This window comes from Gardnerella sp. KA00390 (assembly GCF_049244075.1).
GTDB lineage: Bacteria > Actinomycetota > Actinomycetes > Actinomycetales > Bifidobacteriaceae > Bifidobacterium > Bifidobacterium vaginale.
Window position 1 is genome coordinate 1,444,274 of record NZ_CP058372.1, and the last position, 25,097, is coordinate 1,469,370.

The 25,097-nt window shown below is 43.0% G+C and carries 11 protein-coding genes; 2 read left to right on the forward strand and 9 right to left on the reverse strand.

The window, feature by feature from the left end; all coding sequences use genetic code 11:
• Window positions 1-146: 146 nt before the first annotated feature.
• From HXT53_RS05625 to HXT53_RS05635, 3 genes are all read right to left on the reverse strand, one after another.
• Complete coding sequence (locus HXT53_RS05625; protein WP_421780146.1) at window positions 147-9,707, reverse strand: fatty acid synthase subunit beta domain-containing protein; 9,561 nt, start codon at window positions 9,705-9,707, stop codon at window positions 147-149.
• 142 nt (window positions 9,708-9,849) lie between these two features.
• A complete protein-coding gene (locus HXT53_RS05630) occupies window positions 9,850-11,502 on the reverse strand; it encodes an acyl-CoA carboxylase subunit beta (protein WP_116692299.1) in 1,653 nt (550 codons plus the stop codon).
• Complete coding sequence (locus tag HXT53_RS05635) at window positions 11,499-13,346, reverse strand: acetyl/propionyl/methylcrotonyl-CoA carboxylase subunit alpha (RefSeq protein ID WP_004138642.1); 1,848 nt, start codon at window positions 13,344-13,346, stop codon at window positions 11,499-11,501. The genes HXT53_RS05630 and HXT53_RS05635 overlap by 4 nt, the downstream gene beginning before the upstream one ends.
• Before the next feature lie 150 nt (window positions 13,347-13,496).
• Between HXT53_RS05635 and HXT53_RS05640 the strand changes: the two genes are divergently transcribed.
• The gene (locus tag HXT53_RS05640) at window positions 13,497-14,150 is read left to right on the forward strand and encodes a biotin transporter BioY (protein WP_032834152.1); all 654 of its coding nucleotides are present in this window, start codon (window positions 13,497-13,499) and stop codon (window positions 14,148-14,150) included.
• A 278-nt stretch (window positions 14,151-14,428) separates the two neighbouring features.
• On the opposite strand, the gene HXT53_RS05645 is transcribed toward HXT53_RS05640, so the two are convergent.
• The 4 genes from HXT53_RS05645 to HXT53_RS05660 all read right to left on the reverse strand — a co-directional run bounded on the left by HXT53_RS05645 (window position 14,429) and on the right by HXT53_RS05660 (window position 20,236).
• Window positions 14,429-14,887, reverse strand: coding sequence for a Panacea domain-containing protein (locus tag HXT53_RS05645; protein WP_004116604.1), 459 nt, complete (start codon window positions 14,885-14,887; stop codon window positions 14,429-14,431).
• Window positions 14,888-15,185: 298 nt separating this feature from the next.
• Complete coding sequence (locus tag HXT53_RS05650) at window positions 15,186-16,871, reverse strand: ATP-binding protein (RefSeq protein ID WP_421780150.1); 1,686 nt, start codon at window positions 16,869-16,871, stop codon at window positions 15,186-15,188.
• Window positions 16,872-17,213: 342 nt separating this feature from the next.
• Window positions 17,214-18,509, reverse strand: a complete 1,296-nt coding sequence (locus tag HXT53_RS05655) for a hypothetical protein (RefSeq protein ID WP_421780152.1) — start codon at window positions 18,507-18,509, stop codon at window positions 17,214-17,216.
• 491 nt (window positions 18,510-19,000) lie between these two features.
• Window positions 19,001-20,236 carry an ROK family protein gene (locus HXT53_RS05660; RefSeq protein WP_421780154.1) on the reverse strand — a complete coding sequence of 412 codons (1,236 nt, stop codon included), beginning with the start codon at window positions 20,234-20,236 and terminating at the stop codon, window positions 19,001-19,003.
• 235 nt (window positions 20,237-20,471) lie between these two features.
• On the opposite strand from HXT53_RS05660, the gene HXT53_RS05665 reads away from it, so the two are divergent.
• Window positions 20,472-21,980: a xylulokinase gene (locus tag HXT53_RS05665; RefSeq protein ID WP_421780156.1), complete on the forward strand. Its 1,509-nt coding sequence runs from the start codon at window positions 20,472-20,474 to the stop codon at window positions 21,978-21,980.
• Between the two features lie 198 nt (window positions 21,981-22,178).
• On the opposite strand, the gene mmsB is transcribed toward HXT53_RS05665, so the two are convergent.
• The gene (gene mmsB, locus HXT53_RS05670; protein ID WP_004116257.1) at window positions 22,179-23,408 is read right to left on the reverse strand and encodes a multiple monosaccharide ABC transporter permease; all 1,230 of its coding nucleotides are present in this window, start codon (window positions 23,406-23,408) and stop codon (window positions 22,179-22,181) included.
• A 66-nt stretch (window positions 23,409-23,474) separates the two neighbouring features.
• On the reverse strand, window positions 23,475-25,019 hold the full coding sequence (locus HXT53_RS05675; protein ID WP_032834003.1) for a sugar ABC transporter ATP-binding protein: 1,545 nt from the start codon (window positions 25,017-25,019) through the stop codon (window positions 23,475-23,477).
• Between the last annotated feature and the right edge of the window lie 78 nt (window positions 25,020-25,097).

Consider the following 25,097-nt stretch of genomic DNA (forward strand, 5'->3'; position numbering starts at 1 on the left):
TTCGAGCTTAGAGCGTAGCGTGCGAACAACACAATACGACGCAAATTCAGTACAAACGCACTACAGTTTTGTTTGTTTGTGTAGTGCGTTTGTATCAAATTTTGGCATTTTTTGGTACAAACGCACTACAAGATTCTACCTGAGAGTCAGCAATAGTAGCCGCTTGCATCTAGGCGAGCGTCTGGGTTTAGCAGCATAGCTTTTTCTGCTTCGTGACCATCGTAGCGAGTGCCATCCGGAAGGCGCGTGCCATCCTTCAGCAAGTGACGATTCTCAACAGGCTCGAACAAAGCAGATCGACCCATCATTCCTTCCTCAAATCGCCTCTGGCCCGCAGCCAAACGCGCATTCGCCTTGGTACGCCAATTCTTAAGCATATTAACACCTGCGCTAGCAGCTACAGCAGCCTCAAAAGCACCAGGATGAACCAATGCCACAAATCCGCTAACATGACCGAAGCCGAGCGAAGTTGCGAGAGCAACCTTCACTGCACAAGAACCTGCACAATCGCCAATGCGCATCGGCTCACGCAACCAAACCATGTAGTCGTCGCGCGCAAGCTTAGGATCCACGCAGTCAAGTGATGCGTTTCCAGGGATTACGCCACTTCTAAACAGTTGTGTCAAACCGTTGATTTGGAAGATGCACGCACCACCCTTTGCATGTCCGGTCAGCGTCTTTTGGCTGATTACGAACAGTGGATTTCCGTCCGTGCGTCCGATTGCGTGCGCAAGAGTATTGTGCAGCTCGGATTCGTTCGGATCGTTTGCATTCGTAGAAGTATCGTGCTTAGAAACCACAGCAATATCGTCCGGAGTAACGCCGAGAGCTGCCAAATCACGCACGAGCTTAGACTTAGCTCCACCCATGCCTGCAGCCAAAGCACCCAAGCCCGGAGCAGGAATAGAAGTGTGAATGCCGTCAGCGTAGGAGTGAATGAAACCAACCACACCAGCAACAGGCAAGCCAAGCTTCAAAGCAATATCGCCGCGCGTAACCAAAATCGTACCGCCGCCTTGTGCTTCAAGGAAGCCTCCACGTCTGCGATCGTTTGCGCGAGAGAAGAATCGTGGATTGATGCCCTTCGCATACATTTCTTCGCTATTGGCAGTTGCGTTCATATTGCCGAAGCCAACTACGGATTCCACACCGATATCGTCAATTGCGCCAGTTACTACGAAGTCAGCTTTGCCGAGAGCAATCTTGTCGACGCCTTCTTCGAGCGAAACCGCTGCAGTTGCGCATGCAGACACCGGCTGAACCATATTTCCGTAGCCGCCGATATAGGTTTGCATTACGTGAGCTGCAACAACGTTTGGAAGCGCCTCTTGCAATACGTCCGTAGGAATTTCGTGGTTAAGGAAGCGATCCAAGTACAGTTTGCGCATTGAACTCATGCCGCCGAAACCGGTTCCTTGCGTGGAAGCAACCATCGACGGATGCACAGATTGCAAAATCTCCGAAGGCGTGAAACCAGCAGAAATATAAGCGTCTACAGTTGTGACAATATTCCACAGCGCAATCGTGTCAACACTTCCAACCATTGAAGCTGGAATACCCCACTTCAGCGGATCGAAGCCCTTAGGGAATTGTCCACCGACGGTTCTGGTCATTGCAGCCCTACGCGGCACGCGAATCATAGAACCTGCCTTGCGCGTAACAGTCCATTCGCCAGATTCTGCATCGCGAGCAATCTCAGTGTGCGATTCGTCAAGCGCCACGTATTCGCGCGCAATTGTTTCTGTTGGAACGCTGAAACTCACGTCGTGATCGAGGAAGATTTCTGCTTCTTCTTCGTTCGCTCCATCCTTGTAGTCGCCACCCATGCCGGTTTCGAATGGTCGAATACCGGAGCGCGCCACTACTTCATCGCGATATTTCTCTGCAATATCTTCTTCTGGAACAAGCGTGCCGTCCGCATCATACCAGCCTGGCTTTGGTGAATCCTGCCAAGTAAGCAAGCCCATATTCCAAGCCAATTCCAGTACTGCTCCTGCAGAAAGCTCCACGGATCCATCTTCGCGAATTCCAAGTTCTGCTTCGAAACGAGTACGTCCAGAACCCCATGGTCCAAGTTCGCCGACTGAGACGATTACAATTTCGTCTTCTGGACGCGCTGTTACGTTCTTCCAATCAGCCAAGTTGACTCGCGGCTGAGTTGGCACGTAAGGCGTTGGAAGTGCTTTGTTGGTTGATTTAGCAGTTGATTTAACAGAAGATTCTGCAGCTTCTTCTGCAGCTTCTTCTGCAGCTTCCGCAGCTTCAGCACGCTTCTGATCTTCCAGTGCTTCTGCACGAAGAGCATTCAAATCAAGAGGCTCCTTGCCTAATCCACCCGTAAGATCAACGTTCAAAGGCGCGATTGCGGCCTGTTCGCGCGCTTCCTTCGTGCACAAATCGAGCAAACGATCTGCCATTTCTTGCGTTGAGTAGGTAGTTAATCCATGACGTTCAACTACAGCCACAAGCGGATCATTTCCACCCATTAAGCCGGTTCCACGCACCCATCCAATCTTAGGATGCGCAAAAGTCACGCGATCCGACCACACACTTTCTGCATGCGCACGGTTCACAATCGCGTCGAAAGCACTCTTGACTTCGCCGTAAGCACCATCGCCGCCGAACATACCTCGGTTTGGAGAGCCAGGTAACACAACGTGCATACGATGTTGTACATCTGTATCTGCTCCAATCTGTGCAAATCCGGCGATTGCACGCTCCACACCCCACAGCATCAAGCGCGATTGCGATTCAAAAAGCGAACCAGAATCAGCCAAAGTACCGTGAACTGGTGGAGCTGCAAACGGGAAGAACATGCTCGGCTCGTAAGCAGGCTTCAAAATAGTAGTAGTTGCGCCGCTAACTTTCTTCGAAACTGTGCCAACCCACTTTACAAGCGCGTCAACATCGCGATAACTAGACAAGTTTGCTGGAACAAGCCACAACTTTGCGCCCATTTGAGCGTTTTCGCGATACGCTTTCTTCGCCCAAGACTTAACGCTCGGCTTGAAACTGTGCGAAGTTGCGATAACCGTAGCTCCACCCTTAAGCAAGCCCGTTACTACGCGAGCAGCAATCGAATTAGGAGCAACGCCTGTAACTACTGCAACTTCTCCTGCAAAACGAGTTGCTTGAGCAGTATCGGCGTTGTTTTGCGCAAGTTTAGTGCGAGAATCGCGAACAATACCATTAAATATTGTTGCAAGATTGTTTAATTCGCGAGATTTAGAAAGACTTGCAAACCACTCAGCTTCCGAAGCTACTGCTTCCCCTGCACCAAGGAAACTACCAAAATCATTTAAGATTTCAGAAACTTCATTTACCTGAATATCAACATTCTTTCCAGCATACTTGTAGTACAAGCGAGCAACGTCTTCGCGAGCCGAAGCCCAGCGGTCGTCGAAAAGAATTGCCTTTCGCTCATCAAATCGAGGAGCCACCTGCTTTGGCCAATCTGCACCAAGCTCAGCTTCAACAGCAGACACAACAGCAGCATTTTCGTCACTTTCAGTTTCTGCTTTAGGAGCCTCAACACCAAGCTTTGCTAGCACAAACTTAGCAGTTGCAGCAAGTATGCCATCTGCGCCAACAACCTGCTGAGCGAAAGCGTCAAGAGCTGCAGAATCAACAACAGCACCGCCGGCTGCGCCAGCAGCACCAGGCTGAGAAACGCTAACGCCATGAGCTTGAGCAACTTGTGCAATTGCTGCGTCGATTAAAGCGTCAGCTGCAGCAGTATTCTTTGCAGGATCAGTTGAAAGTTGCGCAAGATTTTCACCGCGCACGCTAGCACCTTCACGCGTTTGCAAAACCAAAGCCGCAAGAACGTGCGCACGCCAGCCTTCTCCAAGTTGCCAGACTTCAGAGATTCGCTTGTCAATTTGCGCTGGTTTCACACCGGCTGCACCGAAAAGCGCACGCAAACGTTCGCGCACAATATCGGAAAGCACGGCACCAAAAGCTTTATAGCGAGGAGCAACCGAATCAACTAACTTTTTAAGCGCACTCATTGGAGCTTCTGCAGCACCGTCCACGCTTGCCACGCCAAGCTCGGAACTAATATCCATAAGAAGCTGGTTTCTGCGCGAAGATACGCCATTTGTAAGCGTATCAGTTGTATCAGTGTCGCCGATTTGGTCAAGACGGATTTTTGCACTATACGCAATAAGCATTGAGATTGCGTCGGATGCTTTGAATGGCAAGTCTGCTACAGGTCCGCTTGCGGCTGCATTAGCTGCAGGAGCAGCAGAGACAACATTTGCTGCAGGAGCTGCAGGAGCAGTAGTCGCATCAGCAGTGCTACTTGCTTCTTGACTATCTTCCTCAGTAAACACTTCAGGCACAAGCGAATCAGTGTCAGTCATATAAACGCGACCTTCGTCACGACCAACGTTGTAAACAGTCACTTTTTCGCCACTAAACTCCGGCAAAGCAAGAGTTTTAGCACCAAGATTTGCCAAAGTTGGCGCGTTTCCTAAACCAACTTCAACGTACTCTTCAACGCCAAGACCACCGCGAGCGCGATCGGCAAACATAAGAGCCTGCGTTTCAATCCAACGAACTGGAGAAGCGAACTGCCATGAAAGAAGCTCCGTAAGAAGCAATCTACCGAGCTTCTGCTCATCCTCTGCATAAGATTTCCACGTAGTTTCATCTTCCAAAGCTGCTTCAATGCGCTCAGATGGCACAACATCCAAAATCTTTTGCGCAAATTCTCGCGTAAGCTCAAACGGGCAAGCCACGAGGTTTGGAATGTAACGGCCTACAAGCACAGAGTAATCAATATGCTTCGGCAGCAGCGAATCGAGCTTGTCGCGGAATTCTGGCACACCCTTTCGAAGAATTCGAGAGTGGAACGGCACGTCAATTCCTGGCACAAGCATAAATGGAGGCTTACCGCCATACTCTTTAGCCCTCTTGGTAGAATCTTGAGCCAAAGCTTTCAAACCTTTTATTGTGCCTGCTATTGCGTATTGTTGACCTGCCAAGTTGTAGTTTACGATTTGCAAGAATTCGCCAGTTTGCTTAGAGATTCCTTCAACGTACGCGTTTACACCATCATCGTCCACACCGAACTGGTTTGGACGCAAAGCGCCCATTCGATAGTTGGATCGGCCTTGCTCATCTCGCTCAATCAAGTGATGCATTGTAGATCCGCGGTGGAACACGAGTTCCAACACGGTTTCTAGCGGAATAATTTGAGCGAAGGAGCTTAGCGCATTGTATTCGCCAAGCGAGTGACCAGCAAAATACGCAGGCCAAATATCGCATCCTGCTTCTCTTAAACGCGCGGTTTGCGCAAAAGCAACAGTAGCGAGCGCAACTTGAGTAAATTGCGTTAAGTTGAGCAAGCCTTCTGGATGACGATATGTTACGCCATTTGCTGTTAATTCCTTAGGATTATCTCGCACTACAGCAAGAATTGAGAATCCTAGTTTTTCGCGAGTGAGTTTGTCTGCGCGCTCCCAAGTTTCGCGCACAGCTGGCGATTTTGCGCGCTCATCCAATGACATTCCTTGTTTTTGGATACCCTGACCTGGGTATACGAATGCTGCACGTGGAGCGCGAGTAAGTGCGCTCGCTTTAGAAACTATTTGCCCGTTTACTCGGCATGTGATTTCTAGCGCTAGCCCTCCGCGGCGTACTTTCCCTACTCGTTCTACGGTAATTTCTACCTCGTCGTTAAGCTGCACCATGCCGTACATGTTGTACGTCCAGCCAACAAGATCATAGCGTGCGCCTTTTTCATCCAATGCTTGAGCAACATGCTGAGCTGCTGCTGAAAGCCACATGCCGTGTACTAGAGGTGCGGAAAGTCCAGAGATTGCGGCTCCTCTTTTGGATGTGTGTATTGGGTTAAAGTCACCTGATGTGCGCGCAAAAGCTGTCATGTCTTTAGGTGCGCGAATTACGACGCGTCTAAGCGCTCTTCTAGGCGTGTTGTCTACGCTAAATCCGTGTAATTCTGCCGCATCTCCGTATTCTGGAGCAGACTTTGGTAGTGCTGCACTGTAGCTTCGCCCACGAATCGCGAATCGTTCTGTTTCGTGCGCGATTTTTGTTCCGTCTTGCGCATTGTGAATTATGTGTATTGTCACTACTCGCCCAGAAGCTGATTCGGCGTAATCTTCTGCCCAACCAGTGAGGTTTATGCGTGTTCCAACATATTTTTGCAGGTCTTCTGTAGATACATCTAGTTCTATTAGGTGGTCTAAATGTACTGCGTTGAGTAGTCCTTCAATTACTGGGTATCCGTCTACCATTACAGATCCTAGTGCTGAGTATATTGTTGGCCATGCTGGACCTACTAGCGCGTCTGGCACGATTCTTGATGCTTGTAAACCTTCTGGTAGGCGTCCAGCTGTAGCGGATTCGTGGTCGATTCCTAGGTTTCTAGAAAGCGTGTATGCTGATTTAACCACGCCAAACGGCATTTCGCAGGCTGTTTCACATGTTGTTTCACAGGCTGATTTGTTAGCTTTTCCACAAGCTATTTCTTTTTTAACTTGCTCGCACGCTTCTTGGCTTGCGTCTACTTTTGGCATTTCACTTAAAACATCTCCAGTAATCGCAGTATTTCCAATGCCTGCGGTTGCTGCCAACATGTTATAAACGTGTTTTGGTAGTCGCTCGCGGTCTACTACTGGTATGCTTCCAGCACGCTTTGCGTATACAATAAGCGGAATTACTATATCTCTAACAGCATGATTTTTTCCGCTGTTCTTTACGCTATTCTTGATACCGTTTTCATTGTCTGATTCATGCTCATCCCAGAACGTGTCTAGTTTAATGTCTAGATCAAGCTTAATTACGCTATTTTCTTCACTTATTACGGTTATAACATAGTTTTCACTATTATTTTGCGTTTTATAAGCAGGATTATTGGTTACGTGACCAATCCAAGAAATATTCGGACATGAGCGCACATATTCTTCAATATTTTGCGCACAGTCTATTTGGCTAAACGCGTTTTGATTAAAGTCCAGAGGCAAGTCGCAAGCAACCGAACGATTTATAACCGCAGCCTCAAATCTTCCTAAAATATCCGCGATCGGCTCATCCATTGTGGTTATTCCTGCAACAGAAATAGGTCCTGGAATTACTCGCACAGCATCCGCAGAATATCGCGAATCTTCCGACTGCCAAAGCTGATCCTGACCCCACCAGCGAAGAAGATCATTGTCAATTACTGGCACAAATGGCATCGGCTTAGGATATTCACGCACCAAGGTTGGGAACCACGCAGCATCCATTGGAACAACGTTCATCGTGCTCGCATTAGGAAAAACTTGCACAAGAGAATCGAGAGCAGACTGAGGATTTTCAGCAACCTGCTTAATATCTGGCAAAATCGAAGTAAATTCGCCAGAATCTTGGCTTATTAAACGCGCTTCAATACGCTGTAACAAATGCAGGTAGCGATCCGCGTAAGTAGGATCTGCCCAAGGATAGCTTAAATCAAGGAATCGCTGCGCAAACTGGGTATATGTCATATTTTCAACATCGCCAAAATATGGTTTTGCAGTAGAGTTAAGCGCGCGAATCACTTCATCTCTGCGGCTAGAAAGCTCTTCTGGATGCTTCATCATATGAACAAGAAGACGACCACAGCGCGCGGACGCATTCTCAATCTCGTAAATATCCGCGTGCAAATGGCTTAATCCGCTTGTTACTCCGCCAACAACCTTTCCAGAAGGCACCCAGCGCTCTCCAATCGGAGCAAACGGATCTTCACTTGCGCCAAGACCTTCCACACACGCATCATTTGCTTCTGTGATTCCAGGCGTCTCCACCAACATGCGCTTAACTTGCGCGCTTGTGTGCGCTTCCTTTGCTGTCATTGCTGCCGTGCCGATCATCACAGCATCTACTGGCATATTTGGCAAACCGTACTTATTGGACCATTCGCCACTAATGTAATCGGCAGCGCGCGAAGGAGTGCCGATTCCGCCACCTGCTACAAGCACCAAATTATTGCATTCGCGCACTTGAGCATAAGTGCTAATCAGCAAATCATCTAGCGACTCCCATGAATGGTGGCCGCCTGCAGATCCGCCTTCTACTTGCGCAATAATTGTTGCTGGCTTAACAGCTTTTGCAATGCGAACTACTTGGCGAATCTGCTCTACTGTTCCTGGCTTAAAAGCAACATACGGGAATCCGTCGGCTTGAAGAGTTTCAACAAGTTCCTTCGCTTCATCTAACTCTGGGATTCCTGCAGAAATTACTACGCCGTCGATTGGCGCTCCAGAAGCACGCTTTTTTGGAACTATACGTTTGCTGCCAAATTGCAAATTCCACAAATAGCGGTCCATAAACATGGCGTTGAATTCTACGGTTGCTCCTTCTTGCAATTGCTTGCTCAAAGAGTCCATGTGCCTGTCGAATACTTCTTCTGTTACTTGTCCACCGCCTGCAAGTTCTGCCCAATATCCTGCGTTGGCTGCGGCGGCTACAATTTCTGGGTCTACTGTGGTTGGAGTCATGCCGGCAAGAAGCACAGGAGCTTTGCCTGTTAGCTTGCTGAATTTTGTTACAACTTTCTTTCCAGCTGGAGTATCGATTACTCGCGGCGCAAAATCCTCCCAGCAGCCAGTACGCAATAATTCAGCTTCTGCAGCGCTAGTTGTGCTTGCTTTTGCGCGCGCGTTCATTGTCCCGACTTCTACTACGCCAGCTCCGCTTCCTTGTAGTAGCACGTTTGTTAGCTTGCCAAGCACTTCTCCTGGACCCATGTCTAGTACGTATAGCTCTCGCGCATTCACGTTATTTAAAACTTTTTCTATTTGCTTCGCCCAATCTACTGGCTCTACTAGCACAGCGTTTGCAAGCTTTAGTGCAAGTTCAGCATCTAATCCTGCGTCCTTTGCCCAGGCTTCAACTTGTTCTACAGCAGGTTTCATGATTGGAGAATGGAATGGCACTGTAACATCTAAATACTCTGCGATTGGCGCAAAAACCGATCCGCCTCGTTCCTTCATTTCGCGCATTTTTTTGGAGCGCTGCGACTCTTTCTGTGCCTGATTTTGCACGGCTTCCATGTCTTCTGGATATCCTGATAGCACAATGTGATTTCGCGAGTTTTTAACTGCGATTGATATAACGCCTCTGGTTCTTTCTACTCGCTTAATCAAGGCTTTTGCCTGTTCAAACGTAACGCCTTTTAGCGATAGCATTGGTGTTTTTTCGCCATTTCCACTGATTTCTAACATTCGCGCTTCGCGGTCTGCTGCTGCTCCGATTATGTATGCGATTGCTATAAGTTCAGCTATTTGGTTTTGCGCGTTTTGCCATGACCCTGTTTTTATACGAGCTTCTACTATTTTTGCGGCTATTATGCCTTGAGAGTGTCCAAGGCTTGCAATTGGCTTGTTTACTTCAAAGTTGTAGCCTAAGTTTGTTAGGTCTTTTACGCTTGCAAGCTGAGCAATTGTGATTCCTGGTACGCTTAATTGTGCGCTGGCTGTGTTGATTTTAGGATTTTCTAAAGCATCGAATACGTTTATGTCAGTTCCAGCATTTGCTAATAACTGTGGATATATGTTTGATAGTAAAGTTTTTGCTAATTTGTTATATTCGCGTAATTCTTTATTTAATTCTGCATCGTTTTGTGTTTCTTTTAAGGCTTGCACCCATGGTGTGGATTGTCCTGCGAAGGTAAGAATGTGTGGTGTTTGTGCGAGCTGGTCAAATAAGTATGTTGTCATTTTATTTTCCTTTGTTCGTGGGTTTAAGTTTTATTTTTAAAATTTATTTGTGCTTTTTGGATTTATTTATCTTTGGTCGCTTTACGCGCGGTTGCTGGCGACTTTTGAGTGTTTTCCAAATTATTCCCGAATTATTCCCAAATCACATTGGCTGGTTTCCATGATGCTTCCCTGTTCTCGAAACACGTTTTTTACTTCTTAAAATCTTCAAAGAATTAGCAATAACGTCTCTTGTTTGCTCTGGATCTATCATTGCGTCAATCTGGCCAGTTTCCAGAGAAAGATTCGCGTTTACAGTGGTATTTTCGTAATTCTCAACAAGCTTTTTTCTTAAAGCGTCAACATCTTGTCCGCGCTCTTTTGCTTTTTGCAAATCCTTGCGATGAATAATGTTCACAGCTCCTTGAGCACCCAAAACCGCTATCTGGCTAGTAGGCCAAGCGTAGTTAAAGTCTGCACCCATAGACTTTGAGCCCATTACAATGTATGCTCCACCAAAAGCTTTGCGTAAAATCACAGTGACAAGCGGAACTTGCGCGTTTGCGTACGCGTAAATCACTTTTGCTCCCCTGCGAATAATGCCCGCGTGCTCCTGATCCGACCCTGGCTTGTATCCAGGAGTGTCTACAAGAGTTACAACAGGAAGATTAAACGCGTCACACAATCGCACAAATCGCGCTACTTTTTCGGAAGAATTAACGTCTAGAATTCCAGCATTGACTTTAGGCTGATTTGCCACTATTCCAACAGGATGACCTTCTATGCAAGCAAAACCGACTACTGCGGATGCTGCGTAAAGCTCTTGAACTTGCACAAATTCGCCATAATCTACGATTGCGCGAATAACGTCTAAAACGTCGTACGGCTGGCGATCATTGCTTGGAACAATAGTCGCAAGCTGCTTAGCGGTTTCTCTGTCTGCGCGCGTGGCAGCGTATGCGAATGTTGGCGGATTTTGATTGCAATTTTGCGGCAAATAAGCCAAGATTGTGCGCGCGTAGTCAATGGCGTCCGCCTCGTCTTCACCCAAATAGTGAGCAACGCCCGAAGTGGAGTTATGCACATATCCACCGCCCAAATCGTCCATGCTAATCGACTCGCCTGTGGCAGCCTTAACAACATCTGGACCAGTTACAAACATGTTGGAATGTTCGCGAGTCATGATTATAAAATCCGTAAGAGCAGGGCAATAAACTGCACCACCAGCGCAAGGTCCAAGAATTAGTGAGATTTGCGGAATTAAACCGCTTGCTTCACAAGTTTTTTTGAAGATTCTGCCATATTGCGTAAGTGCGTTAACGCCTTCTTGAATGCGAGCGCCGCCCGAGTCGATTAGCGCAACAACTGGAACTGCAAGCTGCAACGCCATGTCTAGAAGATGACAAATTTTCTGACCTTCAGCGCGTCCAAGCGTGCCGCCACGAACGGAAAAATCCTGCGCATAAACTGCCACTTTTTTGCCGTATACTTCGCCAAAGCCCGTGATTACAGCGCATCCTGCAATATCGTTATTTATGTCTCCACCGTTAAAGCGGCCGATCTCTTCAAACGTTCCCGTATCAAAAAGCAAATCCAAACGCTCTCTTGCTGTGGATTTTCCCTTTGCATGCTGGCGCTCTAAAGCATTCTGCTCGGCGTCTCTAGCAAGGCGAGCCGCGTGTTCTACGGCTGCTTTTCCACGCTGAGGCTGCGTAGGCTGCGCATTTTGCATAGTTTGTGCGTCTTTACTAACTTGCGCAGCATCTTTATTAACATCTTTTGCAACTTGTGTAGCATCTTTAGTAAGCGCACTCATTTTGCACTACCGCCTTTAGTCACGTCAATTGTTACAAGCTTTTCGCCTGCTTCTACACCATCTCCAGGCCCTACAAAAATGCCAGTAACTACGCCAGCTGCAGGTGCATAAACGTAGTTTTCCATTTTCATAGATTCAAGAACAGCAAGTAAATCGCCTTTTGCTACGTTCTGACCTTCCGCAACGTTTACGCGTGTAATCACAGCTTGCATTGGAGCAGAAATCACTCCAGGAGCATCCTTTGGAGTTTCCGACTTGTGAGTATCTCCTCTTAATCCTCGTCCTCTAAGCGGCTGCGATGCGCGAACTGTGCCTCTAACTCGCGCAGAGCCAGTAAGATTGTCTACAATATCTTGCGGAATCGTAAGTTTTACGCGCTTATTGTCTACTTCTATTACAAAAGACTCCATTTTAGTTGTCTTATTTTGCGCGTCTTCACCAGACTTATTGGAATCCAAAGAAGCAGGCTGTCCGCCATTTGCCGCTGCAGCAGTGCGGTTCAAATACTTGTGTTCAAGCCATTTTGTAGAAATATCAAAATCGTGATCTTGCGCTGTAAAATCAGGATCGTTAAAAATTTGCTCAAAAAGCTTAGCAGGAGTGGGCACTCCCTCAATGCAAAGCTCCTTAAGCGCGCGTCTTACGCGAGCAATCGCCGCATCGCGATTTTGAGCCGTAACAATAAGCTTGCCCATCATGGAGTCGAATTTTGGAGACACGCTATCTCCAACTTCTACTCCAGAATCCACACGGATTCCAGGTCCAGATGGCCACTCGATTTTTGTTAGTGTGCCTGCGCTAGGCGTAAGATTCGTTGCTGGGTCTTCCGAAGTGATTCTAAGCTCAAAACTATGCCCGCGCGAAGGGTGATTTTGCGTAAGCTCACCGCCGTCGGCAATCGTAAGCTGTTCGCGCACAAGATCTAGTCCGCTAACTTCCTCACTAACTGTGTGCTCAACTTGCAATCGTGGGTTCACTTCCAAGAAGTAAACCTTGTGTTGAGATGTCACCATATATTCACACGTGCCCAAACCAACGTAGTCAACAGCTTCAAATAGGTTACGAGAATATCGGTGAAGCTGCGCGTTCTCGTCATCGGTAAGGAATGGCGCTGGTGCTTCCTCAACCAACTTTTGGTTTCGGCGCTGCACCGAGCAGTCGCGCGTGGAATATATGGTGAAGTTTCCATGCGAATCGCGGCCAACTTGTGTTTCCACATGGCGCGCCTTGTCTATAAAACGCTCAATAAAGTACTCGTCAAGGTCGCCGCCTTGCAAAGCGTCGTGGTTCATGTAGAATCCGCGAAGCTCGTCATCGTTGTGCACAACGGTTATTCCGCGACCGCCGCCGCCATCCGTGCGCTTCATCATAACCGGGTAGCCGTGTGTTTGCGCAAAAGTCAACAATTCTCGAATGTCTTTTACAGGCTCCGATATGCCTGGTACGGGCGGCACTTTAGCGCGAGTTGCCACGCGGCGAGCGGTTATCTTATCCCCTAAATCAATAAGAGCTTCTGGCTTCGGACCAATCCACACAGCGCCAGCATCAATCACCTTTTGCGCAAAACTCGCTACTTCCGATAAAAATCCGTAGCCTGGGTGCACAGCATCCGCTCCGCTTTTATGCAAAATGTCTATAATCGCGTCTTCGTTTAAATAAGTGTCTCTGTACGTGTCTCCAGAAAGCGCGTACGCTTCGCTTGCCATCTCAACATACTGTGCTTGACGGTCGGATGCCGCATAAATAGCTACAGTTTGTATTCCCATTTCTTGAGCAGTGCGAATCACTCTAAGCGCGATTTCGCCGCGATTTGCCACAAGTATTTTTTTGATATTCGTAACCATACGTTACAAGTTATAGGAAATTTGGCTTATAGTATCCGTGAATTTGAACAAAACATTATGCGATTTTTTGTAAACTTCTCCAACGCGCGACTGGTGATTTTTGTCTAATCTTTGATTCAGCAACGAAAAACAATACGAAAGAAGGATATCGTGGCTAATTTTGAATCTAACTCTGATGCAAATTCTAGCGCAGTTGCATCTAAGGCTTTTGACGTTAATCGTTTGGCTGTTCCATTTGCTAAGGCGTTTTTGTTTACTGTTCTTATTAGCGCTGCAACTATGGCTGGCGCATTGCCGATTCCTGGAACTCCTGTTCCTGTAACTTTGCAAACTTTGGTTTTGGCTTTGGCAGGTCTTACTTTGACTTGGCGTCAGGCTGTTAGCTCTGTGCTTATGTACCTTGCGATTGGTGCTGCTGGAATGCCAGTGTTTGCAGGCGGAAAGAGTGGCGTTGTGGCTTTTGCAGGCCCTAGCGTTGGATTCCTTGTTGGATTCGTGTTCGGCGTAGCTGCGATTGCGCTCGTAAAGTCTGCGCTCGAAAGCGTTGTTAATGCCGCTATGCCAGAGGATTCTGTTGCTAAGAAATTTGCACGATTTGGCGCGTATTTTGCCGCATCTGTTGTTGGTTCTCTTGTGATTTACGCATTTGGATTTGTAGGCCAATCGCTTATGATGCACTTGCCTGTTTTGGCAATCGCCGTTGCTTCTACTGGCTTTATTGTGGGCGATATTATTAAGGCTGCAATCGCTAGCGCTGCTTGCGCAGGATTGTATGGCGCGTTTAAACGCAATCACAATGCGTGATTAATTGCGATAAATCGCGTAATGCGTAATGCGCTAATCGTGATGCGTTATGCGTGACTAATCGTGATGCGTTATGCGTGACTAATCGTAATGCGCAATTAATCGCAAGCGTAACGCGCTAACTATCTAAGACCGCAGTCTCGTCGCTGCGGTCTTTTTTGTTCTAAACGCTAATCGCGCAATCCATAATCCCGCGTTTGTTCCCTTTTTAAGCAAATTCGACAACAAACGCGGGCAAAAATAAACGAACGCGTACTAGCGTAATCAACAACACAACATTAAAACAAAGGATTACGAGTATAGTACTCTTTCAAAGAATCTTTGGTAATCACTTTAGAGCAAACAGCCGAGTCATCAACACCTTCACGCAAATCACTCCATGGAGCTTCTTTGTGCGTTCTTTCACTCAACTGACTGCCAGTATACGCACCAAATTTATCGCATACTTTCTCAATAATACGCTTTTGATCGTCAGTTAAAATATTGGAATCAGACTGCTCAATATCCGAAAGATTGATCTCGCCTTTACGAATCAAAAACTTACCGCGATGGCGACTAAACAGAGTCGGAGCTACAGGACCATTTCTCCAAGCCTGAAAATTCTCACAAAACAACGGATTTCCAGTAGTGGCTAAACAATAAGCCTGCGAATAATAAGCCAACTTCTGCAACTTCATAGTAGTAACAGTTCCAGTAAGCTCAAGGATATACGCAGCCACATTAAAAATTGTTGTCATACGCACCTCCTCTTTAAACAGCGAATATTTTATAGTATACTTAAACACCATATTTTTAATCTATAAAAATAGAATTGGTCGACATAAAACTATTTACCAACCAACAAAGCACTAAAAATATTTTTACTTAAAAAATGATTGCGTCTTTTACGATTTTCTCAACATTATTTTATACATTATTTGATTAACAATTTATCATGTTTATACGCACTAAGCACAAACAATTATGCTCTTGTTTAAACCTATTAGTGTAAACAAGAGCATAAGATTAAGCAAAAATAACCTGAATAAATTGAATTTATACTATTCTTCGCTCATCCACGATATCACTACTATTTTTATTTTTGCCATTAAGATTAATATAAATATCTTTCATTTCTTCTATTGACTTTGACAATTCTTCTTCGGTATACATACGATTTGACTTATTTTCAGGATGGTGAATAAGATCTCTTATGTATGTTTGCAACGTTACCTTGTAAGTACCCTCACCATCATCCCTTTTATAGTCTTTATTCTTTTTGATACCTTTTTCGTTTAACCAATTGTCAAAATCCTTTTCGTTAATCCTCTTAGTAGCACCTTTATCAGATTTACCGTCTTTTTGATTGTTATTACTTCTTCTAGATATTTCTCTGCATTCAAATTGCAACTCACCATATAGTTCATCGTGATACTCTACACTTATTTCGTTAAAGGCTAAATAATTTACCTCGTTTAATGAAGGATACTTTAAACAACTTTTTTTTACGGGTAGAATTTCTTTTTCATTATTTTTATTATCACTAATAATTCTTAAATTGGCATAATCTAATTTCTTAACAATGTACGCGCTATGGGTTGTTAATATAACTTGTGCTCCTGGTTCTTTGGCTATTTTTATAAAAGATTCAATTAATGTCTTTTGATTATTCGTATGCTGAGACGTTTCTGGCTCTTCTATAGCATAAATTATGCCGTTTTTAGCTTGAGATGTTTTGCTTTCTTTAGCCAATCTTTCTGCTTCACTTGTGAAAAAGCTGATAAGTATTAATCTTTTTACTCCACTACCTCTTTTATTGATTGGAATATTGTCATCTCCTGAAATAGATACAGATTTGAATACATCGAACCACTTTAATTTATCTGCAGTCGGTATAACAGGTGATAGGCTGGTAGCTACTTCTAAATTTAAATCTTTCAATTTTTCTAGTGTTCTATTTGACACTTCACGCAAGTTTTCTAGAACTTTTTTGGAAACTCGCTCTAAAATTGCTTTAATTTCAGGATCACTAAGTATACGTTTTACAGCCTCTTTTAATGGATCTTGTACTTCTGAATCACTATCTGTATTTGATCTATCTGCTTGGAACAAGCTGTAAACTGGCATTTCTATAGATAATTTATCCCATATTTGCTTAGCATCTTCTTTTGAAGCATCTATTTCTACTTCTCTTAATTTGAGACCATCTTTGTCATGTTTTTCATAATAATTCCAAATTGCAGTTCTCATTATAGAATTAACTGTCATATTAGAACACTCTATATTGTTTTCTTTGATTATACTCTTTAAACTAGTGTTCTTTTTGAGTAATAATTCTGAACAATTTTCATTTGTTGGATGCTTAGCTTTAATATACACTTTTGGCGAGCCGCCATCATGATATTTCTTTATTATCTCTAGACAGTCATCATTATTTAATAAATATTCTCTTCTTAATGATGTTTTAAAAGATGAATCAATTTCTATTTCTTTAGGTAAATCTGTAAAAACTACTGATATAACTGTTTCTAAATCTCCATCTTCTCTAGATCTAACATTTACATCATTTTTATCTATTTTGATTATATTCTTACCATCATTAAAGAATATATCTAATGCTTCTAGAACAGTGGATTTCCCTGAATCGTTTTTTCCTACTAATACTGTTAGATTCTCGAAGTTAATTGTAGTCTCATTTTTATAACCGCGAAAATTCTTCAATTTAACAGTTTTTATTTGCATATTAAACCTTCTATATAATATTTATACTTAAAATTTTTAACTAAAAAACGCAGCAACATCTTAATTGCACTATTTAATAGTTATGAACCTCAGTTGGTATAACTCTCTTTTACTTTTACACTTACGAAAGCGCGTGGCACAACAACGTACCACTTTCGTTATTTTATAACCGTTTTTATAAAAATCAAAGCCATAGGAAGTTTTATAGCAAAGGGGTGAATGGTTATATTAACCACTCACCCCTTTACTAATTTCGTATACACTAAGAACAAGTCTTTAGATAATTCTTAACAAGCTATAGAACCACAACCAATTAAGACCAAAGACAAGTTCAAATAATGCTTAGTGACGCATCTTGCGAACAGCAGCACCCATACCAGCAAGCATAGAAGCAGCCAAAGCAGTCAAAGCAACACCAACACCAGCATTACCAAGCTTCTCGCCAGACTTACCATGACCCTTAGCACCCTTAGCAGCAAGCTCACCCTTAGCATCAGCCTTCTTAGCAGCAGCCTGCTGAGCAGCCTTACCAAGCTTGCCACTAGCAGCATCATTCATAGCCTTAGTAGCACCTGGAACATCCTCAAAATTAGGAGCCAAAGGATCAGAAGTCACAACAGGAGGAAGCTGAGAAGCCTCAACACCGAAAGTCACCGCATCGTTATAGCAAGCCTTGTACTCAGCCAAAGCAGCATTATACTTAGCAGTAGAAGCAACAGCCTTAGCCTTAGCCTCAGCATAATCCTTATTAGCCTTAGCAGTCTCAGCAACAGCAAAAACAACCTTAGCCTGAGCACGATCTACAGCATCAGCAAGACGCTGAGCCAAAACAGAATCATTCTTAGCAGAAACATTATAAGCTTCCAAAGCATCCTGAGCAGCCTTCAAAGCCTTCTCAGCAGCTTCCTGAGCAGCTACCTTACCAGCCAAAGTAGCCTTAGCCTTCTCATACTCAGCATAATCCTTAGTATAAGCAGCAAAAGCATCATCAAGATGCAACTTAGCAGTCTTCACAGCCTCAACAGCCTTAGCCTTATCAGCAGCCTTCACATGAACATGCTTTGCTTCACCTGGCTTAGTTGGCTGTGAAGTTGTAGTCTTACCACCAACAAGTTTAGCAAGCTCTTCCTTCAAAGCCTTAAGATTAGCAACATCCTGAGTATAACCAGAATTATATGCCGCTAACGCTTCCTTAGCTTTATCTAATTCTCCCTTAGCCTTGTTATAAGCATCTTGCGCGGTAGTAAGTGCAGTATTCAAGTCCTTACCGCTCTGATTCTTTTCAGCTCCGTAAGTCTTATCAGTATCTTCGCTGTCGAAGTCATCAGTCGTCTTTTTATCATTGCCTTGCTTTGCTTTATACTCAGCATATCCAGCGTTATAAGCAGCATAAGCAGCATCGAAAGCCTTATCAGCCTTATCAAATTCAGCCTTAGCTTGATTATAAGCGTTCAGAACATCCTCAGATGGCTTAAGATTGTTATTCTTCATCTTTGCTTCAAGAAGAGCAATAGACGTCTTAAGATCTGCAATCTTAGCATCAGTATCAGCATCAGCCATTGCTGGGGTTGCCATTGCGAAGCCGGCAAGCAAAGTAGCGCCAGCAGCGAAAGCGGCGATAGCCTTCTTATTCATCATTTTAATTTCCTTTCTTCTTCTCCTCCGTGCTAGGAACACGAAAAAGAATTTGCCTTATGCGGTTTCCCGCGTAGCACCAGTTGAACTAGGGATTCACTGGTTGCTGATTCAAAAGATACAACATGCTTTAACAAAAATCAACCAAAACATTCAGCTTACATTCAGGTTTGTTTTGAATTTTTTCTGAAAAATCACAATAATATACCCAATAAAACATAAAAATTACGATTAATCATATTTAAAAACAGAAAAATATCCAAGACACGCCGTATATAGACTTTTTTTAAGATTCTTTCAGGTTTTTTTAAGGTTTGCATTTAATTGGCGTGTCATATGCCACACGGCAATAGTTATTGCTATTAAAAACTACACAACAATATCTATTCAGACTCATATACACAACTACAATCAAACAAAATTACGATAAAAACAAGAAAACTACTATAAAAACAAGATAGTTATTGCAAAAGTTAAAATTATAAATTCTCACTTCATTCGTCAATGCTTGATTGCTCAATATAATCTAATGGTTTATCAATAAACCTTCGAAGCGCGACTTGTGCTGCTCCAAGCAATGCAGACCTTCCACCAACTTCTGACATTAATACTCTAACATTCACAGCTTCGCTGCATAATACTTCAGAAGTAAGTTCTTTACTAATTCTTTGCGTAAGACAAACACCAAATCTTTGCCAAATACCACCTAAAATAACCGTATTAATATCCAGTAGATTAACAGCAGACCCAATTACAGATACTAAAGCTTCTACTGCTTTATCGACAGCGCTGACAACTATCTCATCACCAGATTTCCAACGTTCAAGTAAAACATTTACAGCTTCAATTTTTGTTGCATCACACCCACTAGCAATGTGAGCAGTTTCAACCAATGCTCTCCTACCAGCAAACGCTTCCAAACATCCGCGTCTTCCACACCTGCAAACAGGACCATCTAAAGACACAGACACATGACCTATTTCTCCAGCAAAACCATTTTCACCATAAACAACATGTCCATCTCTAACAACAGCACCACCAATACCAATATCTGTTGATATGTATATAAAAGAATCTGAAGGCTTCATAATGCTATCGTTTTTACGCTGCGTAGCAAAACCAGGAATCTGCGCTATAGCCGCAAGATTAGCTTCATTTGCAGCAAACACATTAAGTCTCTTAACAAGCTCATATTGTCCAAGATTAAGGTTTTTCCATCCTAAATTCGGCGACGCCAACAAGATAGATCCATCAATCACAACACCAGGCAAAGCTAATGCACCGCCGAGTATAATGTACCCTAATTCTCTAGCTTTTGTTTCACTATCAAGCACAATATTATTTAGATTATCAAAAACTTCATTAGCGGTGAGCTGCTCCATATCGCAATCAACCCATTGCTCGTCAATAACATCACCATTTATATCAACAGCAGCAAAACCATAACCATCAGTATTTATTTGTAATCCAAAAGCACAAAAACTTCCAACGCTAACAGCGAGTGACGTACCAGGACGACCATAATGCACAGAAACACTATCCGCCTCATGAAGAACCCTACTAGATATAAGTATTTGCACAAGCAAAGATATTGTAGCCTTGGTTAAACCAGTTGCGCGAGCCAATTCTGCACGAGTCATAGGCTCTACAGAACGCAAAATAGTGTCTAAAACAACAGACAAATTATGATTGCGCAAATCATCCTGATTTATACTTCGTAAAGCTGACATACTACCTCTTTCATTACTGGACAAATTCTAATACAACACATAAATCTAACGGACAAGTAACCAACCTATAGGTCACAATACTAATAGAAAATTCTCCTAAACCGTGCTAAGCTTTAGCTTAGTTCATTCATCTAACTAATTGCAAATCAGCGAGTGCAATGTTTGCGCAATTGCCTTCAGATGAATAGAAAAAATAAAAATGTCAAAAAGAATAACAGTCTACACAGGAGTAACTATGAAACAAATACTTGTTGCTGGAATTGACACATCAACTCAATCAACAAAAATACGAATTACAGATGCCGAAACAGGAAAATTAGTACGTTTCGGACAAGCAAAACATCCAGAAGGAACCAGCATACACCCAGATAGGTGGTGGGAAGCGTTCCTAAAAGCAAAAGAACAAGCCGGAGGACTAGATGACGTCAGCGCACTGTCAGTCGGAGGTCAACAACATGGTATGGTACTGCTAGACAAGCAAGGAAACATTGTTAGAGATGCACTACTATGGAATGATACTCGCTCAGCACCAGAGGCTGCACAGTTAATCGAGAGCCTACAAGGTAAATCAGAAAAAAACACTGATAAACAAAGCCAAACCCTTGAAGGAAAGCGTAACTGGGTTCGTGCAGTTGGATTATCCCCTGTAGCGTCATTCACTGTAACAAAAATTGCTTGGGTAGCCAATCATGAACCTGAACTAGCAAATAAAGTAGCGGCTATTTGCTTACCTCACGATTGGCTAAGCTGGAGAATTGCAGGATATGGTCCATCTAGCTCTTCTAATCCTTCTAATAGGGATACTATTGGACTTGATAAACTTTTCACGGATCGCTCAGATGCTTCTGGCACAGGATACTTTGATTCAACCACTAATAACTACAGACGAGATTTGATAAAACTTGCATTCGGTAGAGACGATGTAATTTTACCTAAAGTTTTAAACCCTAACGAAATAGGAGCATATGCAGATCCAGAAATAGCAGGTAAAAATGTAGCTGGAGGATGCTTAATAGCTCCCGGAGGCGCAGATAACGCTATGGCTGCTTTGGGTTTAAACATGGGAATTGGAGATGTATCTATATCACTAGGAACATCAGGAGTAGCCGCAGCCGTTTGTCAAACACCAATATACGATATGACTACTGCAGTTGCAGGTTTTGCCGACTGCACTGGGCACTGGCTTCCATTAGCATGCACAATTAATGGTTCGAGAATAATAGACGCTGGATGTAAAGCGCTAAGCGTTGACTACGAACAATTCGCAAATCTATCAGCACAAAGCATACCAGGAGCACAAGGAATTACACTTATACCATATTTTGACGGAGAACGCACTCCAGATAGACCAAATTCTACAGCTAGTATATATGGGCTAACATTAGCAAACACAAAACCTTCTAACATAGCGCGCGCTTTTACAGAAGGATTGTTATGTTCTCAGCGCGATTGTTTGGAATTAATAAAATCACTAGGAGTCACAGTAAAAAAGATTCTACTAATTGGAGGTGGCGCAAAATCATCAGCAATACGAGCATTAGCACCATCTATATTAGGAAGTGATGTCACTTTACCAAAAACCGACGAATATGTTACTATCGGTGCTGCAAGACAAGCAGCTTGGACCCTTTCAGGTAAAGAGTATCCACCTATTTGGCAGAATGAAATAGAAACAACTTTGTCTGGAGAACCTAACGAAGAAATATATAAAAAGTATTTACATTACCGCAACTTAGAAAAATAAATATTCCAATAAGACATTTATTTGAAAATGCTCTGTTATAGCACATTGTTCAATGTAACATAACAGGGCATTTTAATATATGCATGTGTATTTAAAAATATAAAAAGTGCATGCACCTTACGATACATGCACAATTTTAATTACAATAATTTAATTACAATAATTACTAAAACTACTTAAGTACTTTAATTAATACAATTACTTTTTGCGTTTCTTGCTGATCAAATCATAAGCAACAGCAGCCACAACCACCAAACCTTTAATAGTTTTGACAATAGCGGCATCCGCACCCATAATAGACAATCCCTGATTGAGAACACCCATAATTAATGCACCAACCATAGCGCCAGGAATCGTACCAGTTCCACCAGAAACAGCAGCACCACCAATGAAGCATGCAGCAATAGCATCCATCTCAAATTCTTGCCCAGTTGCAGCGGTAGCAGATGCAAGTCGAGACAATGTTACAACAGACGCTATTGCTGTAAGAACACCCATCGTTAAGAAAATCTTGAAATCAACCAATTTAGTATTTATGCCAGAAAGAATAGCTGCTTTTCTATTTCCACCAACAGCATAAATATCACGACCAAAAATCATGCGATTCAACACGAACCAAAAAACTCCAACGAGAACCGCAATAATAACCAATACTATTGGAATACCGCCTTGCTGAGAATTTCCAGAAGATGCCAATAAATAAGTGATAAAACCAATAGCTGCAACAGATACAACAATTTTCGTAATAGTAAACGAAAGTGGCTCAATCAATAATCCAGTCTTCAACGACTTCGCTCTCTTACGCAGTTGCACAACAATTACACCTACAATGGCAAGAGCACCTACAACTATAGTTAATCCATCATATCCGCCCCAGAATCCAAAAATATTAGGAAGATAATCTTTTGCAATAGCTCTGAATTCGCGAGAACGTAATGGAATAGACTCGCCTGCAACAACAGTTGCCAAACCTCTAAAGATCAACATGCCACCTAAAGTGGTTACGAATGCAGGAACTTCAACATACGCTACCCAGAATCCATGCCAAGCACCTATTAGTAAACCTATAAAAAGCATGAAAGCGATTGCAAGCATCCAATTCATTCCCCAATGCTTCATAGCAAAGGCACCTAAGCCGCCAATGAATGCAACAGCAGATCCAACAGATAAATCAATATGTGTAGCAACAACAATCATAAGCATCCCGATTGCCGTAATCATAACATATGCATTTTGTTGGAATAATGCAACAACATTATTTGGATACAACAACCTATTTCCAGTCAACACTTGGAAAATAATGATAACAGCAACGAGAGCAAGATAAATACCGTAAGAACGAGCATTCCCCAGCAATAGCTCTTTTAATCCAGGAGCACCAATAGCTGTATTTTTCTTCTTTGAATAAGCAGATATTGATCCAAACATAATATCCTCTTTCTTTGCTACGCAACGATGCGAAGTTTAATTACTAATAAAATCTGATAGATTGAACTATTCAACGGTAAATGACTTCTCATATTCCAATGGAACATCACAAGTCATATACTTCATTAATTCTTCTTGATTTGTCTCATGAGCATTCAAACAAGCTGTAATTTTGCCTTGACTCATCGTGTATATACGATCACATATACCAAGCAATTCTGGCAATTCCGAAGAAATAACAATTATTGCACTACCAGAATCCGCTAACTTGTCGATAATCTCATAAATGTCATACTTAGCGCCTACATCAATGCCACGCGTAGGCTCATCAAGGATAAGAAGCTTAGGCTGAGTTGCCACCCATTTTGCCAATACAACCTTCTGCTGATTACCACCTGAAAGATTGCCAACAGGCATTTCAATAGTGTTACACTTCATACGAAAATCGTGACGATATTCTTCAGCAACTTTCGCTTCCTTATGTCTATCAATAACACCCAGATTACTAACTGACTTTAAATTAGCTAACGACGTATTTTCTCGAATAGAAGCTAATAAATTCAATCCGTAAACTTTACGATTTTCTGTAGCGTATGCCACAGCATGATCAATTGCAGAACGAACAGAATTGAATTTAACCTCTTTGCCATCTAAGTACAATTTACCAGATGCATTAGTGCCATATTGCCGACCAAAAACACTCATCGCAGTTTCAGTTCGTCCTGCACCAATCAATCCAGCTAAGCCAACAATCTCACCCTTACGCACATTGAAACTAACATCATTAGCAACTAATCGTTTTTCGTCCAACGGATGATGCACTTTCCAATGTTCTATTCGAAAAGCCTCATTACCAATTTTTGCAACATGTTCAGGATACCTATTAGTAAGAGGACGACCTACCATATGGCGAATCAACTCATCTTGATCCAATGGATGCTGATCATCAACATCAATATGAGTAATTGTCTTACCATCACGTATCACTTGTACAGCATCAGCAATATAAGCTATTTCATTAAGTTTATGGGAAATAATAATAGCTGTAATACCACGCTCACGACGCAAACGATCAATCAGATGAAGCAAATTTGCAGAATCCTCATCATTTAAGGCTGCAGTAGGTTCATCAAGAATTAAAAGTTTTACATCTTTAGTCAAAGCTTTTGCAATCTCAACAAGCTGTTGTTTACCAACACCAATGTTAGCAATAAGATTACTTGGATCTTCATCCAATCCAACAGTTTTCATAACTTCGCGAGCAATACGATATTGTTCAGTATCATCTATAGCAATTCCCTTTTTAATCCTATTGCTGAGGAAAATATTATCAGCAATACTCATATACGGCACTAAAGCTAACTCTTGATGAATGATAACAATTCCTTTTGCCTCAGAATCACGAATCGTTTTAAATTTACAAACATTACCTTCATAAATAATGTCTCCCTCATACGTTCCATGAGGATATACGCCAGAAAGAACATTCATCAACGTCGATTTACCAGCGCCATTCTCTCCACATATTGAAAATATTTGTCCACGTCGAACTTTCAATGTTACGTCTTCAAGCGCTGTAACCGAACCAAAACGTTTCACGATATGACGCATTTCAAGGATGACATCTTGTTTGTCAGTCACTGATTTTTCCTTTCTTAATGAAATACGATATTGTCGTAACTGAACCAG

Coding starts and splice junctions, on each gene's coding strand:
- HXT53_RS05625 (WP_421780146.1), bottom strand. CDS start 9,707: ATGACAACATACTTATTTGACCAGCTCGCACAAACACCACACATTCTT.
- HXT53_RS05630 (WP_116692299.1), bottom strand. CDS start 11,502: ATGAGTGCGCTTACTAAAGATGCTACACAAGTTGCAAAAGATGTTAAT.
- HXT53_RS05635 (WP_004138642.1), bottom strand. CDS start 13,346: ATGGTTACGAATATCAAAAAAATACTTGTGGCAAATCGCGGCGAAATC.
- HXT53_RS05645 (WP_004116604.1), bottom strand. CDS start 14,887: ATGACAACAATTTTTAATGTGGCTGCGTATATCCTTGAGCTTACTGGA.
- HXT53_RS05650 (WP_421780150.1), bottom strand. CDS start 16,871: ATGCAAATAAAAACTGTTAAATTGAAGAATTTTCGCGGTTATAAAAAT.
- HXT53_RS05655 (WP_421780152.1), bottom strand. CDS start 18,509: ATGATGAATAAGAAGGCTATCGCCGCTTTCGCTGCTGGCGCTACTTTG.
- HXT53_RS05660 (WP_421780154.1), bottom strand. CDS start 20,236: ATGTCAGCTTTACGAAGTATAAATCAGGATGATTTGCGCAATCATAAT.
- HXT53_RS05665 (WP_421780156.1), top strand. CDS start 20,472: ATGAAACAAATACTTGTTGCTGGAATTGACACATCAACTCAATCAACA.
- mmsB (WP_004116257.1), bottom strand. CDS start 23,408: ATGTTTGGATCAATATCTGCTTATTCAAAGAAGAAAAATACAGCTATT.
- HXT53_RS05675 (WP_032834003.1), bottom strand. CDS start 25,019: ATGCGTCATATCGTGAAACGTTTTGGTTCGGTTACAGCGCTTGAAGAC.